A 19,684-nucleotide genomic window follows, 5' to 3' on the forward strand; every position below is an offset into this window, starting at 1 on the left:
CATAAGGTCGGTCGGGCCGAGTTCTTGCTTTTGAATGGTGATGGCATCTGCTTGGTAGAATTGTTCTGCGGAGAAAATATTCATGCGGTGTCTGGGTATTTGTATTGTAGCCTTAAAGGTAGGGCTTTCTAGCAGACTGCTGATGGATTTATTTTTAATAAATTCTACTCCTATTGCCTCTAAAACTGGGGGAATAATACTTAAATTTGCTCAGCTTCGTTTTGAGTTTTAAAGCAGAAGCCATAATCAATCTGAACTTACTAAAACCGATATCGTTTTGAAAAATACCGCACTATCTGAAACTCATATGGCCTTAGGAGCAAAAATGGTTCCTTTTGCCGGTTACAATATGCCTGTATCCTATGAGGGCGTAAACATTGAACATGAAACTGTTCGTAACGCCGTGGGCGTTTTTGACGTTTCACATATGGGTGAGTTTTTGGTTAGCGGGCCAAATGCTTTGGATCTGATCCAAAAAGTATGCTCAAACGATGCCTCCAAACTTACCGTAGGTAAAGCACAGTACAGTTGTTTCCCGAACGAAACAGGCGGTATTGTGGATGATCTCATCGTTTATCGAGTAAAAGAGGAAGAATACCTATTGGTAGTCAATGCCTCTAATATTCAAAAGGATTGGGATTGGATCAACAAGCACAACAGCATGGGAGCGCAATTGCGCGATATCAGTGAAGATTATTCCCTGCTTGCAATTCAAGGTCCAAAAGCCGTTGAAGCCATGCAGTCTTTGAGCAGTGTGGATTTAAGCGCGATCAAATTCTACAATTTTGTAGTTGGAGATTTTGCTGGAATTGAGCACACCATTATCTCTGCTACAGGTTATACTGGGAGTGGTGGTTTTGAGATCTACTGCAAGAACAGTGAAGTCAAACAAGTTTGGGATAGAGTTTTAGAAGCCGGAGCAGATTTTGGTATAAAGCCTGTAGGACTTGCGGCTCGCGATACCTTGCGTTTGGAAATGGGCTATTGCCTTTACGGAAACGATATTGATGATACCACCTCACCTATTGAGGCAGGACTCGGTTGGATCACTAAGTTCACCAAAGATTTCATCAACAGCGAAGCCCTAAAAGATCAAAAAGAGCGCACACCAGAGCGCAAATTGGTAGGTTTTGAATTGGATGATCGCGGAATTCCACGTCAAGGCTACGATATTGTTGATGGCAATGGAAACAAGATTGGTGAAGTCACCAGCGGAACCATGTCCCCTTCTTTGAAAAAAGGATTAGGAATGGGTTATGTGCCGGCTGTTATGGCTGACCCAGGAAGCAAAATCAACATCCAGATCAGAAAGAACGCCGTTCCCGCGACGGTGGTTAAACTCCCGTTTTATAAAGGATAAGTGCGAAGAATACTGATTCTAGGAGCCAGCGGTTATTTAGGGCGGATCTCGTATAAAGAACTCACCCCCTATCTCGACTTACACGGCACTTATTTTTCAGCAGATCAGTATGAGAACAATCAAGTCATGCATCGGTTTGATCTTGAGAGTGATTCTATTGCAGCCCTTTTACGGGAATTGCTTCCTACGGAGATCATCTATGCCTTAGATGGACCCTATCCAGAACAACAACAAGCCTTAAAAGTGATCGTTGAGTATTGTCGTGCTGAAAAGGCCCGACTGATCTTCTTCTCTAGTGTTGCTGTATTTGATGCGGTAAACTCGCATGCGAGCTATGAGAACGACAAACCTTTACCGCAATCGGCATACGGCAAACACCTGACGCAAATGGAACGTATTTGTGGCGATCTACCGGCTCCCCTTTACAGTATTCTGAGATTGCCTTTGGTATTGGGAACCAATGCGCCCTTGATCAAACAACTCAGAGCGGCCCACCAGCACAAGGCGCATTTTGAGGTGAATCCCAACCAGATCATCAGCGTCAATACCGAACAAGAGGTTGCCCGGCAGCTGCATTATATCATCAACAGAAAACTATCGGGTATCTTTCATTTGAGTAGTACAGATCTAATTCATCACAGCGATCTGTTTTTAGAGCTATCCCAAAAACTAGGCTTGACAGAAATGATCTTTGCTTACAATTACAGCTCCAATGATGATGAGTACTATGCCTTGCTACCCAAATACAACTTATTACCCGCCGAGTACAGAAACTCAGTTGCAAACTTGGTCAATCAAGTCGTATTGAATGAACAAATCAGTATCTTCAGTACTAAGAAACACTAAAACAAACGCGATGAAACTATCAGACGATCAAATTCAACAGGCACTTCAAGAATTACCCGATTGGCGTTTTGAAGACGGATTTATCAAAACGGAGATCGTATGTGCAGATTTCAAGGCCGCTTTTAGCCTGATGACTCGTATTGCCTTTGAGGCAGAAGCGCTCAATCACCACCCCAATTGGGACAATGTCTACAACCGAATCAACATCTCGCTACAAACTCACGATGCCGGTGGAATCACCGATTACGACATTCAACTGGCGCAAACAATCAACGCGCTTAAGGCGTAGTGCTGATATATTGACGTTCCGATGGGAATAGCAGTGCATTGGCACGTTTTCTCCAAGCCAAGGGCGTCTTATCTTTCAAAACCATACAAGCTAGTGAGTAGAAGTATCCCTTTTGATAGATCTCCCTTAGCTTGATATTGGCTTCCATTGCCGCCATATCCTCTGCCTTAAGGGCATCAATAAAGAGCTCTAGGTCTGCGGGATCCACTCCAACTTGTTCTACATAAGGCAAAAACTCCTGATAGGCATCTCCATTGTTAATAGCGAGTCCAATGGCACTCCAAACAGTATCACCATTGAGTCCAATTTCTGAATCAACGGCCATAGCTTCTGAGATCATTGCCGGAGTAGCCCCATCTGAAGCAGCGATTTGTCTGAGCAAATAAGGTTTGAAAAGCGGATTAGCCATAGCGAAAGCACCTTCAAGGTCTCCAATATGAATCAAGTGATAAGCATAGTTAGGATTAGCTCGCTCACCGTCTACATCGCCACTTTCTAGTCCGCCATAAAATTCAAGGTCGGAACTGCTGTACGTTCTAAATTCATAGGTGTTAAAACTGGAGCGCAAATCCAACAAACGCAAAATGCGGGTGGCATCCTCTGCGATCAAAGTCGCCAAGGCATCTTCCGCTGCAGCGGTTTCAAAGGCCATTAAGGCTTCTTCCCAGCGCTCATTTTGACCGTAAACATAACCCGAAGCATATCCCAACCAAGGATGATCTGGAACTGCGGTATATGCAGCGGTATACTGCACATTTTTGACAGCCTCATCTTCCATGCAGCGGATATTCATATACAGATAATCAGGGTTTTGAGGATCTTTCTCAAACTTGCGACTGATCTCTTCACAGAAAGCAATTTGCTCGGTTTCATCAGATTGAATCATCATGGCGCGAAGTGTTGGCACATCCTCACCCTAATTATCCATACGAGCATACAACATAGTGTCGGCATCCTCATAGCGCGTACTCATATTGAGCCAGTTCACCAATTGCGCATCTGCCGGATTCTCCCACTGTGCATGGGCAAAGATCAAATCCTTCAATTGCAACGAATCTTCAATTTGGTTTACCAGATCATAAGCGTCTATGTCGCTTTAAGCGGTCAATGCCGATTTACGCGCTCCTCTGCTGCTACTACTGGAAAGTTCAATAGAGTTTGGTGGCTCCTGTAATAGATAATCCACTTTGGTGTCTATCAAACGTGGACTGCCCAGATAATCGGGCGCAGCGTCCCCATCATAACCGTAAAACACAGCGTATTTCACAAACAAGGCAGCTCCTGCCACATTATAAACGTAGCCGCGACCGGGCGCTCCAATTTGAGCGGTATAAGTCTCTATTTGGTTGCCCCGCGGGTCTGTTGTGATCAACTGATAATCCGTATTATAACTTACATCCAAAGATTCATAAGTGTGTGCGCCAATAGTTATTTCCTGACCTGTTGTGGTTACAGTAACAGGAATACCCAAACCATTGCATACTAGAAGATCTGTCCCTGTAGTGGAACTCCCTAAAAACAAAGCCCCTCCAATCAAAACCACAGAGGCTGCAAATTTTGATGCAGCTCCAAAAAGTCCTTCGCCCAACATAAAACGATCCCACAACTTAAGTTTGCGCTGAATCTTACGCTCTTTCCCTGGGGTTAGTAGTACCTTGTACTCAGGTATCATTTTATTGGCTAACGACGCCGTTGGCAAACTCTTTTTATTCCAATAAGCATCCGCGATCATATCTTCTACATCCAACAAACGCTCCAAGGCCATATTGCGCAAGAGCTGCAAGTTTTGACGAGCCCCTGCAGCCCAACCAGCGGCAGCGTTGATCCAACGAGCCATGTTTTCACGATCGGGAAAGCCCAATTTAAACTCTTCATAAAGCACCTCATAACTGTCAGCCTTCATGGCTTGAATAATGGCAGGCTCTAACTCAATTTTGGTGCTGTCGTGATAAGCCGCTTTAAAACATTTATAATAATCGTTGGCAGCTATATGAATTTGAGAAAATTCCTCACTAGAGACACGCCCGTCCGCTATAGCAACGCTTACGGTATTGTTGAATTTCCGCTCGGCATCGTTTAGATCTGCGACAGCGTGCTCTGCATAATGGATCAAATGAGCTAAGGATTTCAAATTCTGATCCCAATTGCCGCCTAATTGTTGGGCCATCTGATACGCATAGCGTCTGCAGTTCTTATCGTGAGTCCGCAGGGAGTCAATAATGGCCTCTTTCTCTTGATGAACACTCTTTAAAACATCATCTATATCCTTGCGCTTGATCTGTTCTCCGCGGTGCCAAATCGCTCTTTTTTCAATAGTGATGACTTGGTGTTTAGAGATTTCAAGTGCTTGAATTTCTTCTTGTAGCTCTTGATATTGATCCAGTTGTTGCTTCAAGGTATCTGAGTACAACTGGCTTTTGATGCGCTCAAGATCAAGGGCAGCTCCCTCAGCTTCGTAAATTTCATCTACAGAATCGAAATTGAGAAAAGCGTATCGATTCATGAAATTGCAGGCGTATTTAGGGTCCAAGAACGTCCAGTCAAAGTACTCTTTTTGATAAGCCTCTAAAGTCTCTGCTTCTGTGGGCATTTCTAGGTCTTTGGCATTTGAGGTTGCAATGAGACGTTTGGTCATCTCTTCTTCCAAAGCCGCCGCATTGCTAAAAAGAACTTCAGCCTTTCTATTGTCAATGTCTGAGGCCAAATACGACCGCTTGGCGTTGTCTTTACGATCTTTATCCACAGGGTGCGTATACCACATTTGTGGCGGATTGTAGGCGCGAGAGCTAAACACGCGGTGGTTTGCCGGATCTAGGGTATCCATTGCTGGAGATTCTCCGAAAAGCGGGTCATCCAGAACTTGCTTCATATTTTTAATGTACTGGCTTTGCACCGTATACATATTGTTCATGGTCTTGGACTGCGCCAACTGCACATTGACAAAACTCATGGCGCTGTTGAATGCTTCATCAGCTACTTGTAAGCGGTGCAAGGCGTGGATCAGAGCATCACTCCCTGTAAGGGAAACCGCAACCAGATCTGCTTGAAATTCCATTTCCCGAGACAAGGCACGCTCCGCAATAACCACTGCGCTGAAGCAGGTCTCTATCAACGAACGCACCGCCCAGACCAATATGGAAAGGATCTACCCGATCCAAGCTACGCGAATGTCTATGGATGAGATCATTCCTAAGAACTTATCAAAGGCATCACGCTTACCCACAATTCGCGCCGCGATTTGCTGTGCCACATAAACATAACGTCCTAAAAGCATGGAGCGCTGGGCAAAATGTCCAAATTCATGGGCCAATACGGCTTTGAACTCTCCCAAACTCAAAACATTAGTTAGCCCTAAACCAATTTCTAGATTCTTCTTAGAAGGGATGATCAAGTTAATGAAAGAGAGGTCGTAAGAAACGCTGGCGTTTACTCTGTGGGTCAAGAATACTTTATGAGGTCTTGGGGCTTTGGCCTCATCGGCAAGTTTGTAGATATAATCAAACAGGATAGGCTCCTCCTCTTGGGTGACAAAGCGCTGCATAGGGTTTTCAACCTTCTTGTTCAGAAAGAACAGCGACTTGATCAAAAACAGACAAATGAACGCATAACCTCCAGCCAAAACATAGGACCAAAGATCATCCCCATTCATAAAGGAATAATAGGCCAAACGTCCAAACCAAAAAGTCAAAACAAAATACAATCCAATAAAAAACAATAAGCCTAAAATGGAAAGGATCACATGTTTTTTAAATAATTGCGTTGGATTGGTATAGCCCTCCGGAACATTCTTTGGGCCTTGAGAGTAAAAACTGTCCATGAATTTTAATTGTTAGCACTTCAATATAAAACAAGCCTTTAAAAACTCCGAAGTAACTTATCAACAAAAAGAAAAACCAGGAATTTTCCCTAGTGTTTTTAAAGCCTTTGGAAGTTTTCCAATATTCTAGGGAACAACATCTGCATTTTGTTAAATTTGTGGATCGAATCAATTTTTATCTATGGGAAGAGCATTTGAATTTAGAAAAGCACGTAAAATGAAGCGCTGGGCTGCAATGTCCAAAGCCTTTACACGAATTGGAAAGGATATCGTAATGGCCGTTAAGGAAGGTGGTCCAGATCCCGATGCCAATTCAAAACTGCGCGCAGTAATTCAGAATGCCAAGGCTGTCAATATGCCTAAGGATAATATTGAACGCGCCATTAAACGCGCCTCAGATAAGTCTCAAGGCGACTATAAAGAAGTACTCTTTGAAGGCTATGCCCCACACGGTATTGCTATTTTGGTAGAAACTGCTACAGACAATAACACGAGAACAGTAGCCAATATCCGATCCTATTTCAATAAGTGTGATGGAAGTCTTGGAACTTCAGGATCTGTGGTCTTTATGTTTGATCATACCTGCAATTTCCGCATCAACGGAACAGGCATGGATCTGGAAGAATTGGAGTTAGAACTTATTGATCACGGAGTTGAAGAAGTCTTTGAAGATGAAGACGGGGTAATGATCTACGCGCCCTTTGAGAGCTTCGGAGCGATCCAATTCGCATTGGAATCACAAGAAATAGAGATAATTGCTTCTGGCTTTGAACGCATACCTCAAGTAACCAAGACGCTGGGGGAAGATCAAAAAGCAGATGTGGAGAAATTGCTCGAAAAAATCGAGGAAGATGATGACGTACAAAACGTCTACCACAATATGAATGAACTCGAATAACAACTGCTGCGAGTCGTAAGAGAATTCTTTGATTTTGTTTGTACGAATTCAATTCCTTAACTTAGCTGAGTAGGTTAAACACAAGTTCATGCGTAATTTCCTGATTTGCTTTTTGTTAAGCAGTGTCATTTGGTCTTGCCAGAAGGATTCCTTCTTGGAAGAACGCGGTGTTAATCCTACTGGCGATTCTACCATCAGCGTTGATCCAACGGATGAAGAAATCTTTGATGACATCGACCTTCAAGACCCTCGAGCTAGCTTGGATAACAGTACCCAAGGTTTGTATCGCGGAGTATTTTCTGCTTTTGATGGAACCAACCACGGAGAAATTGTGATTAACCTTGGTAACGACGGTGAAATGGCTGCCGCCATTCACTTTATCAATGGAGAAAAGATTGCCTTTACTGCAGAAAGCGAAACCCTGACCACGTTTAAGTTTAGAAATAACCAAGGATCATTTTCTTTCAACGTTGCAGACATTGAGGCTCCAAAGGCCACAGATGTAATTTTTAATCAAAAGGCAAGTTACATCAAAGCTTACAAAGAGCGCAGTTCAAGAAGAATCTCTATTGCCCTAGGACATTATGACGATCCTGCCGATGAAGACTTCAGAGGAAATTGGGATTTAATATCCTTTGGCGTTCGAGAGTTTAATTTTCCTGGAGCCATTAGATTGAGTGAAGTTGTGGTTTCGCGTGGAGATCAGGTAATGGTAGACCTAGAAGGTGATATAACTGAAGATTTTGAAGGCTGCTTTGGATTTGATGTTCGCGGTCCTTATCTAGCGCAAGTCTCTGGCGATATTGCTTTACTTGAAGGGAAAGAGCAAGTTTCTATCTTCAACGGACAGCGATGTGATTGGAGTCTATCCTACAGTTTTCAAAACAACCGAGGCACCTACTCCACTTCTCGTTGCGAACCAGGCGCTGCTTCTGGAATGTGGATATGGAATTTCCGCACAGGACGTCTGTTTGTAGACGCTTTACGCATCCATTAAAATATTTTTAGAAATCTTGTGTGTATTCGGGCTTCTTCCCGACGACGCCTTTATATTTGGCCATTAAGGCAGTCATATCTTTATCAATATCACCGCTAAGTGTATAAGGTGGGTGTATCGTTACGGTTTTAGTTCCATAGTCAAAAGCTACAGCAATTACAGGCACATCGGCAGCTTGTGCGATATAATAAAAACCTGTTTTCCATTGATCTACTTTCTTACGTGTGCCTTCTGGTGCGAGTGCCATGCGGAATTCATCGTGCTTCTTAAAGATAGCTGCAATAGCTTCTACTTTGTTCTGACCGGAAGTACGATCCAACGGATAACCGCCCATCCAACGAAAATAAGCTCCTAAGGGCCATTTAAAAAGTTCTTGTTTCCCTACCCAATGGATCTTGGTCTTTAAAATACGACGTGTATAAGAACCTATAGTGAAATCATGCCAATGCGTATGTGGCACTACGATCACTACGGATTTCTTTACCTGAGGATCAAAGCTGCCATTGATCTTCCACCCCATGATCTTATGAAAAATGAATTTGGTGAGTCCCATCTTACATTTTTAGATATAATTCACGAAGCTTTTCGCGAGTGGCAATATCGCGCCAGTTATTTCCAAGGGCGTTTTCCCAAAGCGGCTCCAGACCAAGAGCAGTATCGATCATAGTCTCCATTTGCGCATCGGTAAGCTGAGAACAAATACCCACCGGCAAATCGATATCGTGTTTCTCCATCATCTGTTTAAAGAGTTTTACACCGTCCGGATAGAATTCTTCTAAATGATTAAAAACAATACAATTTCCAATTCCGTGTTTGGTGCCTAAGACATAGCCTAAACCATAACTCAAAGCATGAGCAACACCAACCTGAGAGTAAGCAATACTCATCCCACCGTGCCAAGAAGCCATCATGAGTTTTGCCCGGGCCTCTTCCGCAGTTAAGTCATCACTTAAAAATATCTCTACACAGAGATCATAGGCTTTTTCACCATAGCTCTGGCTGAAGGCATTTAAAAAGGTGCCTTGCAAGGATTCAACACAGTGAATAAAGCAGTCCATACCGGTGTAAAACCATTGATTTTTTGGGACACCCATGCAGAGATCAGGATCTAAGATCACCTGATCAAATGGTGTATAATCACTGTTGATTCCCAATTTCTTTTCGGGTCCTGTCAACACACAGGTTCTTGAAACTTCCGCTCCAGTTCCAGAAATAGTAGGGATACCTACGTGATAAACGGCCTTTTTCTTGACGAGGTCCCAACCCTGATATTCAGAAGCACTTCCAGAATTGGTTAACATTATAGACACAGCTTTAGCAAGATCTAAAATCGATCCCCCACCAATTCCTATAATTCCAGAAGGCAGTTCCTTGTATTCTGTTCTAATCTTTTTGACGATCTCATCCACTTGAGTCGTCTTTGGTTCTTCTATGGTCGATGCAAAAATGAGCTTATCATTGAATTTTAAAGTGATTCGATCTACCAAGCTCGGTTGATTTTCAAAAATATCGTCCACAATAAATACAAAAGGAGCTCGGTCCTTGCGCTCAGCAGCTAGAATTTGTTCCAACTGATCAAAACTTCCCTTTCCAAAGACCACCTTAGGTACCATTGGGAAATTTCTGTAACCATCATTTACAGTTGGTTGTTCTACTTTTTCGATCATGCGTTTTGCACGAGCCAGATCTTCTGGAGTGTCAATTTCTACTCCTTGATCCTTGGTAACTGCCATCTTTATGTTATGACCGTATTCCAAGTATCGAATGCATTCGATCTTCTCCGCCGCTTCTAATTTGCGCATGGGCAATCGATAGAAATCCATAATTGCCTGCTTTCTAAAAGCGTATATCCCTTTGTGCTTGAAGTATTTAACCGCAGTGTTCTTATCACGAGGATAAGGGATCGGTGAACGCGAAAAGTAAAGCGCAAAATTGTCCTTGTCTACAATTACCTTAACACAGTTCGGGTCGCTGATCTCTTTCCAATCTTGAATCTCAGTCATTAATGAGGCCAGATCGATCTTGTCTGCATCCTCTTGATAAAAGACATCCAATACCTTCTTAAGACCGTCTTTGGTTGTAAAGGGCTCATCTCCTTGAACATTGACCACAATATCAACATCCATATCGGCTACTGCCTCTGCAATGCGGTCACTCCCACATTCGTGTTCTTTTTGGCTCATAATAGCCTTACCTCCGTGATTGGTGATCTCCTCGAAGATCACATCACTATCAGTAACCACAAACACGTCTTGAAACAATCCAGTATCTACCGCAGCCTCATAGGTGCGAAGAATCACGGTTTTCCCTCCCAGATCTTGCATGAGTTTGCCTGGGAAACGAGAGGCTCCGTATCGTGCGGGGATCATAGCAATAATGCGCAAAGGTGTATTCAAAGTCTTGTTTTTAGTGGATCAAAAGTACAACAATTTATAAGATCGAGGGGCTTAGTCCTCTTCAAAGAAAGCACTGGAAAAACCAAGCAGAAAGACCTTATCGCTAGCACGTGTTAAAGCTGTGTATAACCACCGGAAATAGCCTTTGTTTGGGCCTTCAGGAAGATAGGGTTGTTCTATAAAAACTGTTGGCCATTGCCCTCCTTGTGATTTATGGCAAGTGATGGCATAGGCGAACTTAACCTGCATAGCATTGAAGTATTTGTTATTCTTTACAGCCAAAAACTTCTTATAGTGAGATACCTCGTCTTCATAGTCTTCACGAACAGCTTCATAAAGTCTGTTTGAATCCTCATAAGGTAAGGAGGGAGTCTCTGCCATCAAGGTATCTAAGATCAAAACCGTCTCAAAGGGCTTCATATCTGGATAATCTACCATGCGTACGGTAACTGTGGCAAAGCGAAAGCCATAGAGTTCATTGATCGCATGGATCTCTAAAACCTCGATGATATCGCCATTGGCAACAAAACCAGCTTCACTATCTGGTTTGAGCCAAAAATAGTTGTTCTTCACCACCATCAAGAAATCTCCTGCCTCCAACTCGCCTTCTTTAAATAGGATACGCTGACGAATCTGCTGATTGAACAAGTTCGCACGCTTATTGGAGCGGACAATCACGATAGCCCCTTCTGTTCCTTGATCGCTGTAAGCGTCATTTAAGGCATCCATAACTTCTTGTCCATCCAAAGGGCGGGTCATGTCATTGAAATCGGTCAATCGGAAGCGATAATCGTCATAATACTCATGAGACAAACGATCGCGAAGCGCTGTGGCATTGTATAGAATACCACTGTCCATTTGTTGACGAACCACTTCGCTGAGCTCCAAGACCGTTACCTTTTTATCAAAAAAACGCGCCATCAGGTCTTCATCTAAGGCAGGACTGATATCCAATTTCACTGGAGGAAGCTGTGCGGTATCACCAATCAGGATCAATCTACAACCGTGTCCGCTGTAGACATATTGAACCAAATCCTCCAAAAGTGAAGAGCGCTCATTAGAAGTAGCGTTGAGTTGCATGTCTGGAATCATGGAAGCCTCATCCACTATGAAAATGGTATTGCGATGCTTATTGGGTCGTTTGATAAAAGTGATGCCTCCACCCTTCTTCTTTCTTGGGGTATATATTTTCCTGTGGATGGTATGTGCCTGTCTGCCAGCATAGTTACCCAATACTTTTGCCGCACGTCCAGTCGGCGCCAAGAGATAAGCTGACTTTTTAAGCTTCCATAACTGACTTACCAGAGTAGCCATGATGGAAGTCTTTCCGGTACCGGCATAACCCTTCAGTAAAAAGAGTTCATCTGGCGCAGAATTACAGCAATACAAAGCGAGTAACTGCAAGGCTTTCTGCTGTTTTAGCGTCGGTTCGTGTGGGAAGGTTTCGCGGAGAATTTCGTAAAATTCCTGAGGTTGCATCCGGATGATTTCTTTGGCTTAAAACTACGCGAATTTTATAGGATATTACTTTCGTGAAACAAAAAAAATTGTAGATTTGCGTTAGACCTAGTTTTAACAAAAAAACTCTCTTCAAGAATGAAAATAGTAATTCAATTAGTACTTTGGGCAATCATTGGTTTGTTAGGGTATTTGTTGTTTCAATCCATTTATGGACCAATTCAATTCAACCAAGTCAAAGAGAAGCGCTACGCTAAAGTAATTGACAATCTAAAAGACATCCGTTCTGCTCAGTTAGCTCACCAAGAAGTTACTGGTGTATTTGCGAAGGACTTCAACGCTTTAGTTGCTTTTGTAGACACTGCAGAATTCGCCATCACCCAACGTAGAGATACTATTTACGACGATGTTGAGAAAAACAGAGCTTTCGGGATCGATGAAGGTTACTACATCGAAGAAACTTTGATCGATACCATTGGTTATAATAGTGTAAGAGATTCTTTATTCAGAGATTCTGACCGCTACAAGACCATGATGAACGTTCCTATCGAAGGCGTTACTGCAAAATTCGATATGGACGCTGGAATGATAGAATCTGGAGATCTTAAATTGCCTGTGTTTGAAGCAAAAGTTGCTAAGAATGTAGTTTTATCAGATCAAGATCCAGACCTATTGGCTCAAGAAAATCAGATTGTATCTGTAGAAGACATTAACGGTTCTCACATTATCGTAGGATCCATGACCGAGGTAAACACCAACGGTAACTGGCCTAAGAACTATGACACACCCGCAAGAAAGAACTAAAGAGGTTCCGACCGAAAACATAAAAAGACTGTCCGTTCAAATTAGTTTGACCGGACTTTCTTTTTTATTGGAATATCCAAGTGGCGATTCTTGGGTATACCGTCATGAATTGCCTTCTGGATTGCATCCCGGTGATGTACTTATTGAACTTCAACAAATACTCTCTCAAGAGCGATTCAGCAATAAAACTCAAGAAGTTGTAGTGGTTTACCACCACCCTACTTTTACCTTCGTTCCTGAAGCCCTATTTGCTCCGGAGAACCTGGCAGATTACTTAAAGTTCAACGCTAAGATCCTCGCTCAAGACTATTTGGATTACGATATTTCAAAGTCTAGAGGCATGGTCAATGTCTACGTGCCATACACCAATATCAACAACTTCTTTTTTGATCGCTATGGAGACTTCACCTTTCTGCACAGCGCTACCGTCTATTTAGCAGCACTAGAATCCAAGACCACAGCAAAGAGCACACAGGTCGCTGCGCATTTGGAAGACAACAGTCTTATGATTGCGGTGACCACAGGAAATAAAGTGTCACTGATAAACGCCTTTGAAATAAGCGCAGCTGAAGACTTTGCTTATTATTTGTTATTTACGATGGAACAATTAGGCTTAGATCCTAAAGAGATTCCTTTGGTTTTAAGCGGGAATATCAGTGAAGATGATGATTATTTTGCCTTAGGTTATCGCTACGTAAAAGACATTAGCATCTTAGAAGGTTCTCAAGAGGCATTCTTACTCAAAAATGTGGCTGCTGCATGCGAATAATCTCTGGTTCACATAAAGGAAAACGCCTGAGAGCGCCGAAAAACCTGCCTGTAAGACCCACAACAGACTTTGCGAAAGAATCACTTTTCAACATCTTGGGAAACAGAATTAATATCTATGAAACCAAGGTTTTAGACCTCTTTGCAGGTACCGGAAACATCTCCTATGAGTTTGCCTCCCGAGGCTCTGAAGATATAACTGCTGTAGACCAACATTACGGATGCTGTAAATTCATCACGACCACTGCTCAGGAATTGGAATTTCCTATTCGAGCAATTAAAAGCGATGTTTTTGGATTTATTGCCAAGCACACAGAGACCTATGATCTCATCTTTGCAGATCCACCTTATGATTTAGGTCAAAAGGCTTTTGAGCGACTGGTCATTGAAGTCTTGTCCGGGTCTTTATTGGATGATGAAGGCGTTTTGATTGTGGAACACCCCAAGCACTTGGAATTAAACGCGCTCGATGGTTTTTCAGAGCTGAGAAGATACGGCGGGAGTTGCTTCTCCTTCTTTGAAAAAAAAACAGCAGACCTATAAGCCGGATTCTGTCCCCCGAAGTAGAATGAATTCACTTCAGGGTCCTTATCATTTATCTGGAGTGTACATTGCTGCACCCTTCTAACTGCCTACCCTCCCACATCGCACGAGCAGCGCTCAAACGTAGGTTTACATGGCATTTCACCGCATAGAGTTTACCTGATTTCACTACAGCATTACCTGTACTTGCTTTCTGTTGCACTTGTCCTCCCCCAAAGTAGAACGAGTTCACTTTAGGGTGACGGCCGTTAGCCGCTATGCCGCTCTTTGGTGTCCGGACTTTCCTCCATGAAGTGAACAAAGTTCTACTTCACAGCGATAAGGCGGTCTGCTGGCTGCAAAAGTACATTTTTTGACAAATAATGTTAATAAAAAAACAGAATTACAAGCGCGCCGAGGCCCTATAATTTAGGGGTAATTTTATCTTTGTTACTCTATGGAACACTTCATTGTATCGGCTCGAAAGTACAGACCCACCACCTTCAAGGATGTTGTTGGGCAAAGTGCTATTACCAATACTTTGGAAAATGCCATTGCCAACAATCATTTGGCTCAAGCCTTGTTGTTTACTGGGCCGCGAGGCGTAGGAAAAACAACTTGTGCACGTATTTTGGCCAAGAGGATCAATGCGGATGACAACACCTCAGAAGACGAAGACTTTGCTTTCAATATTTTTGAATTGGATGCGGCTTCTAACAACTCTGTAGACGACATCAGAAGTTTGATTGATCAGGTCAGAATTCCACCTCAGGTTGGAAAATTCAAGGTTTATATCATTGACGAGGTACATATGCTCTCTGCGGCAGCCTTTAATGCATTCCTTAAAACCTTGGAAGAACCTCCCAAGCACGCCATCTTCATTTTGGCGACTACTGAAAAGCACAAGATCATCCCTACCATCCTATCGCGATGTCAGATCTTTGATTTTAAACGAATCACTGTAAAAGATATCAAGGAGCATTTGGGGCATGTAGCCGCTTCAGAAGGTATTCAAGCCGATGAGGATGGACTGCAGATCATTGCACAAAAGGCAGATGGGGCTCTTAGAGATGCCTTATCAATTTTTGACCGTGTGGTGAGTTTTTCTGGTAAGAATTTGACGCGACAGGCGGTTACTGAGAATTTGAATGTTTTGGATTACACTACCTATTTCAAGGTGACGGATCTGGTCCTAGACAACAATATTCCAGAATTACTCCTTGAATACGATCAAATACTCTCACAAGGATTTGACGGACACCATTTCATTGCAGGTTTAGCTTCTCACTTTAGAGATCTTTTAGTCGGTCAACAACCACAAACCAATGATCTACTTGAAGTTGGACCGGAAATTAAGGCCAAGTACTTGGATCAAAGCCAACGCTGCTCCAAGGCATTCTTAATTCAAGCCATAGAAAAGGCCAACGCTTGTGATCTGCAATTTAGAAGCAGCAGAAACCAAAGACTTTTGGTGGAACTTTGTTTGATGCAACTGGCCTCTATCACTTTTGATGGAGAAAAAAAAAAGTCTCCTAACTACATAATCCCTGCTTCTCATTTCAAAACAGTGAGACCTGAAGAGCGCATTGATGCGCCTCAGCCAGCAGTGCCCAAAGTTAAAGAAGCTCCAAAAGAAGTTGCTGAACCTCAGGCGACTCACCCAGAACTCGTAGCGACTGCTCCAGCAATTGCAGACCCAACACCGCAAGAACCAGCTCCGGCGGTTGCTGAGAAGCCTAAGATCAATCTAAACTCCAACAGCGGAAGACGCGTCTCTGCCCTATCGCTTAAGTCCATCAAGGAAAAGCAGCAGTTGCAGGCGCAAAGCGCTAAAGACAAAGAAGATACCGTTCTACCAACGGAGGAATTCACCCAAGCGGCATTGGAAGAACATTGGAAGGCTTTTACGGCCAAGATGGAGCGCAAAGGACGATATAATCTGGTTTCGCACTTAAGCATGGCAGTGCCTAAAAAAGACGGTAACCGCTTGCTTTTGGAATACCCTAATGCAACGATCAAAGTTGAATTAGAATCTGCTTCACATGAATTACTGGGTTATCTGCGGGAGCAACTCAAGAATTATGACATTGAACTAGACATTCAAGTTAATGAAGAAATTCAAAAGCGCTATGCCTATACCCCGCGCGAGAAATATGATAAACTCAATGAGATAAATCCCTTGATGGATACCCTCCGCCAAGAATTTGATCTAGAAATTTAAAAATCATGCTAGGACTCAAATTGCCAACAGATCCACGTTGGGTTAATATTGTAGAAAAGAATATTGATGAGATACTCACAGATCATGCCTATTGCGAGCAAAAGGCTGCCAGCACTGCCATCTCCTTGATCATTGGTTATCCGGAGTACACAGATCTTGTAGCAGAAATGACCTTATTGGCGCAAGAGGAAATGAGTCATTTTAAAATGGTGCACGACCGCATTGTGGCGCGCGGAGGTCATTTGGGCAGGGAGCGCAAAGATGCCTACGTGAATCAACTCATGAAATTCTTCCCTAAAGGCGGGAGCAGAAACGATCAATTGGTGCATCGCTTGCTTTATGCTGCGCTGATTGAAGCCAGAAGCTGTGAGCGCTTTAGATTACTCAGTGAGGAACTCGAAGATGAAAAACTAGCAGATTTTTACCGTAAACTGATGATCTCAGAAGCCAACCACTATACGATGTTCTTGAAGTTTGCCAGACAGTACGGCGAACGCGAAGCGGTAGATAAAAAATGGCAAGACTTGTTGGATTTTGAAGCAGAGCTTATGAAGAACCTAAGTAAATCTGAAACCATCCATGGCTAATATTCAGAAGTTAATCAGAAAGGTGAAATACAAGCTTTTTGGTAATCCGTATTACAAACGCGAGCTGTATCAAGGTGTCAACCTGCCATCTTTTAGAGAGAATCAAGGATTGAGTGAAAATCAGGACTATTTGCAATAAGCGATAGATCAGCTCCAGGCCATACAAGAACACAAGACTTTTGAAGACACCTTGAGCTTTCTCGATTTTGGTTGCGGACAAGGCCGAATAGCCAACGGCATCAAGTATTTAAAGTTGCCCTTTCACAGCTACACGGGCGTAGACACGCATGAGCTCTCAATCAATTGGTGTAAAAAATGGATCAGCATTTATGGCCCAGCTTATAAATTTCTGCATTTACCCACTTATAACGAACGCTATAACAAACAGGCTGAAAAACTACAGAAACTACCTTTTGAAGACAATAGCTTTGATATGATCTTCTTGAACTCTGTGTTTTCTCATATGGTCACTGAGGATATTCAGTTCTACTTGGATGAATTTTCACGATTGATGAAAAAGGGAGGTTTGCTATATATTACGGGGTTTGTTGAAGAAGACGTGCCTGAAATGGTAGAAAATCCAACGGATTATATCAGTGAAAATCACGGGGCGTTGTTCAGAGTGCGTTATGAAAAATCGTTTTTTCTAAAACAATTCACCGACCGCGGTTTTACTATCAAAGCCTTCAATCACCAAGGCATAACCCGAACCAAGCAGTCTGTGGTCATGGCTATCAAAGCTTAATTGACTTCGATATTCTTAGCCATATTCTCTTGATGCAAGGTTTTAATGATTCCATCGGCCAAACCGATCTTAGGCACGTAGATGTAGTCTGCCTTTGCCCATTTCATAGCAGAGAGGTAAATACGGGTTGCAGGAATAATTACGTCAGCACGATCCGCATTCATTCCCAAACGCGCTATGCGCTCTTCATAAGTGAACTTCTGCAAGATCTTGTAATGATTACTCAAAAAGAGATAGGTCAAAGGACGTCCAATTTTGATGCCTGATTCCTTGTAGATACTGTTGATATTCCCTCCGGAGCCAATTAGAGAGACATCTTCAAGTTCTAAGGTATTGGCCTTGATCCATCGCTTTACGCTATCCCAGAGAGCTTCATCTACCTGATCGTTAAGCAAGCGCACTGTCCCTAACTTGAATGAACGAGACGCCAGTACCTCTCCTTGTCCATAGACAGTAAACTCGGTACTCCCTCCTCCAACGTCGACATAAAGAAAATTGCGCTCGTCATCAATGAGAGTTTTCAAATCTGTGGAGGCGATAATTGCCGCTTCTTCCTTCCCGTCAATAATATGAATATGGATTCCAGCCTCCTGCTTGATAAGCTGAGCTACCTCGTTTCCGTTAGCCGCCTCACGCATGGCCGAGGTAGCACAAGCTCTGTAGGCTTCAATATTGTGCACATTCATGAGCATTTTGAAAGCCTTCATAGCCTCTACCATACGTTCAATATTCCCAGCGCTTATTTTACCCTGATCAAATACGTCCGCACCCAATCTGATCGGCACACGAACCAAAGAGGTCTTTTTAAAATTTGTTGGGCCATCTCCTAATTGGGTCACCGTTGCGATCAACAAACGAATCGCATTAGATCCAATATCTATGGCACCGTATTTCTTTATTTCGATCATACCTGATTGAACTTTTTCTGGTAATACGAATACATTTCAAACTGTGAGCGTAATGCTGGTTCCCCTTGACATTCGCGATAGGCATTGTCTTGTGCGGCGCTAATAATGCGCGCTTTCACGTTATCCTGCCAGCTAATGGCAAAGGTATCCATGATCTCCTGTTTAATTTCGGGATCGTAAATAGGACATCCAATTTCAACACGACGGTCAAGATTACGAGTCATAAAATCTGCCGATGAGATATAGACTTTGGCATCGCCTTGATTTTCAAAGATAAACACACGCGGATGCTCTAAGAACTTATCTACAATACTGATCACTTCAATGTTTTCGCTGAGTCCTTCAACCCCTGGAATCAAACAACAAATACCCCGAGCGATGATCTTGACAGACACGCCCGCTTGGCTTGCTTCATAAAGCTTGTCGATCATCGGATAATCTGACATATTGTTGAGTTTGATTCGGATTCCACTGGGCAAACCGTTTTTGTGATTCTCAATTTCTGCCTCAATAAGGTTGTAAAGCACATTACGCGTATAGTGTGGAGAAACGATCAGATGATTGTACTTTTTGATCTTATAGTTCACTTCCAAGAAGTCAAAGACCTTATTGACTTCTTTTAAAATCTTCTGATTGGCCGTAAACAATGTGTAGTCGGTATAGATCTTCGCTGTTGATTCGTTGAAGTTTCCGGTACTGATAAAGCCATAGCGCTTGCTCTTCTTTCCGTTTCTGCGTTCAATTACACAGGCCTTACAATGTACTTTAAGCCCGGTAACTCCAAAGATGAGATGCACGCCTTCTTGCTGCATTTGTTCAGCATATCGGATGGTGGCTTCTTCATCAAATCGCGCCTGCAACTCAATCTGAACCGTAACTTCTTTACCGTTCTTCGCGGCATTGATCAATGATCCCGCAATGTGAGAGATCTCCGCTAAACGATAGATCGTAATCTTGATCTTTTCTACCCGCGGATCCAGAGCTGCCTCCCTCAGAATGCGACTCACATAGGCGAAATCGTGATAAGGTGCATAGAGTAAGGCGTCCTTTTTATCAACGGCATCGAGT

The 19,684-nt window shown here is 42.9% G+C and carries 20 protein-coding genes, 1 other RNA gene and 2 pseudogenes; 12 read left to right on the forward strand and 11 right to left on the reverse strand.

All coding sequences use genetic code 11. From position 1 onward, the window contains the following. Window positions 1–277 precede the first annotated feature (277 nt). From gcvT to HRT75_RS10630, 3 genes are read left to right on the forward strand one after another with little or no spacing between them, the layout of a single operon-like run. A complete protein-coding gene (gcvT, locus tag HRT75_RS10620) occupies window positions 278–1,360 on the forward strand; it encodes a glycine cleavage system aminomethyltransferase GcvT (protein ID WP_291186319.1) in 1,083 nt (360 codons plus the stop codon). After that, window positions 1,361–2,206: a sugar nucleotide-binding protein gene (locus HRT75_RS10625; protein ID WP_291186322.1), complete on the forward strand. Its 846-nt coding sequence runs from the start codon at window positions 1,361–1,363 to the stop codon at window positions 2,204–2,206. It abuts the gene before it with no gap. Between the two features lie 10 nt (window positions 2,207–2,216). Next, the gene (locus HRT75_RS10630; protein WP_291186325.1) at window positions 2,217–2,495 is read left to right on the forward strand and encodes a 4a-hydroxytetrahydrobiopterin dehydratase; all 279 of its coding nucleotides are present in this window, start codon (window positions 2,217–2,219) and stop codon (window positions 2,493–2,495) included. Here HRT75_RS10630 and HRT75_RS10635 read toward each other — a convergent pair. Genes HRT75_RS10635 through HRT75_RS10650 form a run of 4 tightly spaced genes read right to left on the reverse strand, consistent with a single transcriptional unit; the run spans window position 2,485 to window position 6,312 of the window. Next, window positions 2,485–3,384: a hypothetical protein gene (locus HRT75_RS10635; RefSeq protein ID WP_291186328.1), complete on the reverse strand. Its 900-nt coding sequence runs from the start codon at window positions 3,382–3,384 to the stop codon at window positions 2,485–2,487. The two genes, HRT75_RS10630 and HRT75_RS10635, sit on opposite strands and share 11 nt — an antisense overlap. A 27-nt stretch (window positions 3,385–3,411) precedes the next feature. Then, on the reverse strand, window positions 3,412–3,546 hold the full coding sequence (locus HRT75_RS10640; RefSeq protein WP_291186331.1) for a hypothetical protein: 135 nt from the start codon (window positions 3,544–3,546) through the stop codon (window positions 3,412–3,414). A 45-nt stretch (window positions 3,547–3,591) separates the two neighbouring features. Beyond that, window positions 3,592–5,616 (reverse strand): hypothetical protein, encoded by a 2,025-nt coding sequence (locus tag HRT75_RS10645; protein WP_291186334.1) that lies wholly within the window; start codon window positions 5,614–5,616, stop codon window positions 3,592–3,594. A 24-nt stretch (window positions 5,617–5,640) separates the two neighbouring features. Further along, a complete protein-coding gene (locus tag HRT75_RS10650) occupies window positions 5,641–6,312 on the reverse strand; it encodes a M48 family metallopeptidase (protein WP_291186337.1) in 672 nt (223 codons plus the stop codon). Window positions 6,313–6,493: 181 nt separating this feature from the next. Between HRT75_RS10650 and HRT75_RS10655 the strand changes: the two genes are divergently transcribed. Next, entirely contained in the window at window positions 6,494–7,210 is a 717-nt protein-coding gene (locus HRT75_RS10655) for a YebC/PmpR family DNA-binding transcriptional regulator (RefSeq protein ID WP_291186340.1), read from the forward strand. A gap of 88 nt (window positions 7,211–7,298) precedes the next feature. Next, the gene (locus HRT75_RS10660; protein WP_291186343.1) at window positions 7,299–8,207 is read left to right on the forward strand and encodes a hypothetical protein; all 909 of its coding nucleotides are present in this window, start codon (window positions 7,299–7,301) and stop codon (window positions 8,205–8,207) included. A 7-nt stretch (window positions 8,208–8,214) separates the two neighbouring features. On the opposite strand, the gene HRT75_RS10665 is transcribed toward HRT75_RS10660, so the two are convergent. The 4 genes and pseudogenes from HRT75_RS10665 to HRT75_RS10680 form a co-directional block, all read right to left on the reverse strand. Beyond that, window positions 8,215–8,760, reverse strand: coding sequence for a 1-acyl-sn-glycerol-3-phosphate acyltransferase (locus HRT75_RS10665; protein ID WP_291186345.1), 546 nt, complete (start codon window positions 8,758–8,760; stop codon window positions 8,215–8,217). 1 nt (window position 8,761) lies between these two features. Continuing rightward, complete coding sequence (locus HRT75_RS10670) at window positions 8,762–9,874, reverse strand: iron-containing alcohol dehydrogenase family protein (protein WP_366665056.1); 1,113 nt, start codon at window positions 9,872–9,874, stop codon at window positions 8,762–8,764. After that, a pseudogene (kdsB, locus tag HRT75_RS10675) lies at window positions 9,866–10,576 on the reverse strand (3-deoxy-manno-octulosonate cytidylyltransferase); the annotation flags it as partial. The pseudogene kdsB and the gene HRT75_RS10670, both read right to left, overlap by 9 nt. 78 nt (window positions 10,577–10,654) lie before the next feature. Next, complete coding sequence (locus HRT75_RS10680; RefSeq protein WP_291186348.1) at window positions 10,655–12,082, reverse strand: AAA family ATPase; 1,428 nt, start codon at window positions 12,080–12,082, stop codon at window positions 10,655–10,657. Between the two features lie 117 nt (window positions 12,083–12,199). Here HRT75_RS10680 and HRT75_RS10685 point away from each other — a divergent pair, with 117 nt between their 5' ends. From HRT75_RS10685 to HRT75_RS10695, 3 genes and pseudogenes are all read left to right on the forward strand, one after another. Next, the gene (locus tag HRT75_RS10685; RefSeq protein ID WP_291186351.1) at window positions 12,200–12,865 is read left to right on the forward strand and encodes a hypothetical protein; all 666 of its coding nucleotides are present in this window, start codon (window positions 12,200–12,202) and stop codon (window positions 12,863–12,865) included. Further along, window positions 12,840–13,634 carry a DUF3822 family protein gene (locus HRT75_RS10690; protein WP_291186354.1) on the forward strand — a complete coding sequence of 265 codons (795 nt, stop codon included), beginning with the start codon at window positions 12,840–12,842 and terminating at the stop codon, window positions 13,632–13,634. Before HRT75_RS10685 ends, HRT75_RS10690 begins: the two co-directional genes overlap by 26 nt. Further along, a pseudogene (locus HRT75_RS10695) lies at window positions 13,625–14,092 on the forward strand (RsmD family RNA methyltransferase); the annotation flags it as partial. The gene HRT75_RS10690 and the pseudogene HRT75_RS10695, both read left to right, overlap by 10 nt. A gap of 65 nt (window positions 14,093–14,157) precedes the next feature. Here HRT75_RS10695 and rnpB read toward each other — a convergent pair. Next, window positions 14,158–14,511, reverse strand: an RNA gene (rnpB, locus tag HRT75_RS10700) — RNase P RNA component class A. Window positions 14,512–14,612: 101 nt separating this feature from the next. Between rnpB and HRT75_RS10705 the strand changes: the two genes are divergently transcribed. The 4 genes from HRT75_RS10705 to HRT75_RS10720 are packed head-to-tail and all read left to right on the forward strand — an operon-like array spanning window position 14,613 to window position 17,708. Continuing rightward, on the forward strand, window positions 14,613–16,376 hold the full coding sequence (locus HRT75_RS10705; protein WP_291186357.1) for a DNA polymerase III subunit gamma/tau: 1,764 nt from the start codon (window positions 14,613–14,615) through the stop codon (window positions 16,374–16,376). Window positions 16,377–16,381: 5 nt separating this feature from the next. Next, window positions 16,382–16,963 (forward strand): tRNA-(ms[2]io[6]A)-hydroxylase, encoded by a 582-nt coding sequence (locus HRT75_RS10710; protein ID WP_291186360.1) that lies wholly within the window; start codon window positions 16,382–16,384, stop codon window positions 16,961–16,963. Next, the gene (locus HRT75_RS10715; protein WP_291186362.1) at window positions 16,956–17,102 is read left to right on the forward strand and encodes a hypothetical protein; all 147 of its coding nucleotides are present in this window, start codon (window positions 16,956–16,958) and stop codon (window positions 17,100–17,102) included. Before HRT75_RS10710 ends, HRT75_RS10715 begins: the two co-directional genes overlap by 8 nt. Window positions 17,103–17,153: 51 nt before the next feature. Next, window positions 17,154–17,708 (forward strand): class I SAM-dependent methyltransferase, encoded by a 555-nt coding sequence (locus HRT75_RS10720; protein WP_291186365.1) that lies wholly within the window; start codon window positions 17,154–17,156, stop codon window positions 17,706–17,708. Here HRT75_RS10720 and HRT75_RS10725 read toward each other — a convergent pair. Continuing rightward, on the reverse strand, window positions 17,705–18,616 hold the full coding sequence (locus HRT75_RS10725; RefSeq protein WP_291186368.1) for an exopolyphosphatase: 912 nt from the start codon (window positions 18,614–18,616) through the stop codon (window positions 17,705–17,707). The two genes, HRT75_RS10720 and HRT75_RS10725, sit on opposite strands and share 4 nt — an antisense overlap. Then, the coding region (gene ppk1, locus HRT75_RS10730; RefSeq protein ID WP_291186371.1) for a polyphosphate kinase 1 at window positions 18,613–19,684 on the reverse strand (1,072 nt) is incomplete at its 5' end. The genes ppk1 and HRT75_RS10725, both read right to left, overlap by 4 nt.

The sequence above is a fragment of the Gilvibacter sp. genome, assembly GCF_013214815.1.
GTDB lineage: Bacteria > Bacteroidota > Bacteroidia > Flavobacteriales > Flavobacteriaceae > Gilvibacter.

Coding starts and splice junctions, on each gene's coding strand:
- HRT75_RS10660 (WP_291186343.1), top strand. CDS start 7,299: ATGCGTAATTTCCTGATTTGCTTTTTGTTAAGCAGTGTCATTTGGTCT.
- HRT75_RS10630 (WP_291186325.1), top strand. CDS start 2,217: ATGAAACTATCAGACGATCAAATTCAACAGGCACTTCAAGAATTACCC.
- HRT75_RS10635 (WP_291186328.1), bottom strand. CDS start 3,384: ATGATGATTCAATCTGATGAAACCGAGCAAATTGCTTTCTGTGAAGAG.
- HRT75_RS10685 (WP_291186351.1), top strand. CDS start 12,200: ATGAAAATAGTAATTCAATTAGTACTTTGGGCAATCATTGGTTTGTTA.
- HRT75_RS10690 (WP_291186354.1), top strand. CDS start 12,840: ATGACACACCCGCAAGAAAGAACTAAAGAGGTTCCGACCGAAAACATA.
- HRT75_RS10655 (WP_291186340.1), top strand. CDS start 6,494: ATGGGAAGAGCATTTGAATTTAGAAAAGCACGTAAAATGAAGCGCTGG.
- HRT75_RS10710 (WP_291186360.1), top strand. CDS start 16,382: ATGCTAGGACTCAAATTGCCAACAGATCCACGTTGGGTTAATATTGTA.
- HRT75_RS10665 (WP_291186345.1), bottom strand. CDS start 8,760: ATGGGACTCACCAAATTCATTTTTCATAAGATCATGGGGTGGAAGATC.
- HRT75_RS10715 (WP_291186362.1), top strand. CDS start 16,956: ATGGCTAATATTCAGAAGTTAATCAGAAAGGTGAAATACAAGCTTTTT.
- HRT75_RS10670 (WP_366665056.1), bottom strand. CDS start 9,874: ATGATCGAAAAAGTAGAACAACCAACTGTAAATGATGGTTACAGAAAT.
- HRT75_RS10725 (WP_291186368.1), bottom strand. CDS start 18,616: ATGATCGAAATAAAGAAATACGGTGCCATAGATATTGGATCTAATGCG.
- HRT75_RS10680 (WP_291186348.1), bottom strand. CDS start 12,082: ATGCAACCTCAGGAATTTTACGAAATTCTCCGCGAAACCTTCCCACAC.
- HRT75_RS10650 (WP_291186337.1), bottom strand. CDS start 6,312: ATGGACAGTTTTTACTCTCAAGGCCCAAAGAATGTTCCGGAGGGCTAT.
- HRT75_RS10705 (WP_291186357.1), top strand. CDS start 14,613: ATGGAACACTTCATTGTATCGGCTCGAAAGTACAGACCCACCACCTTC.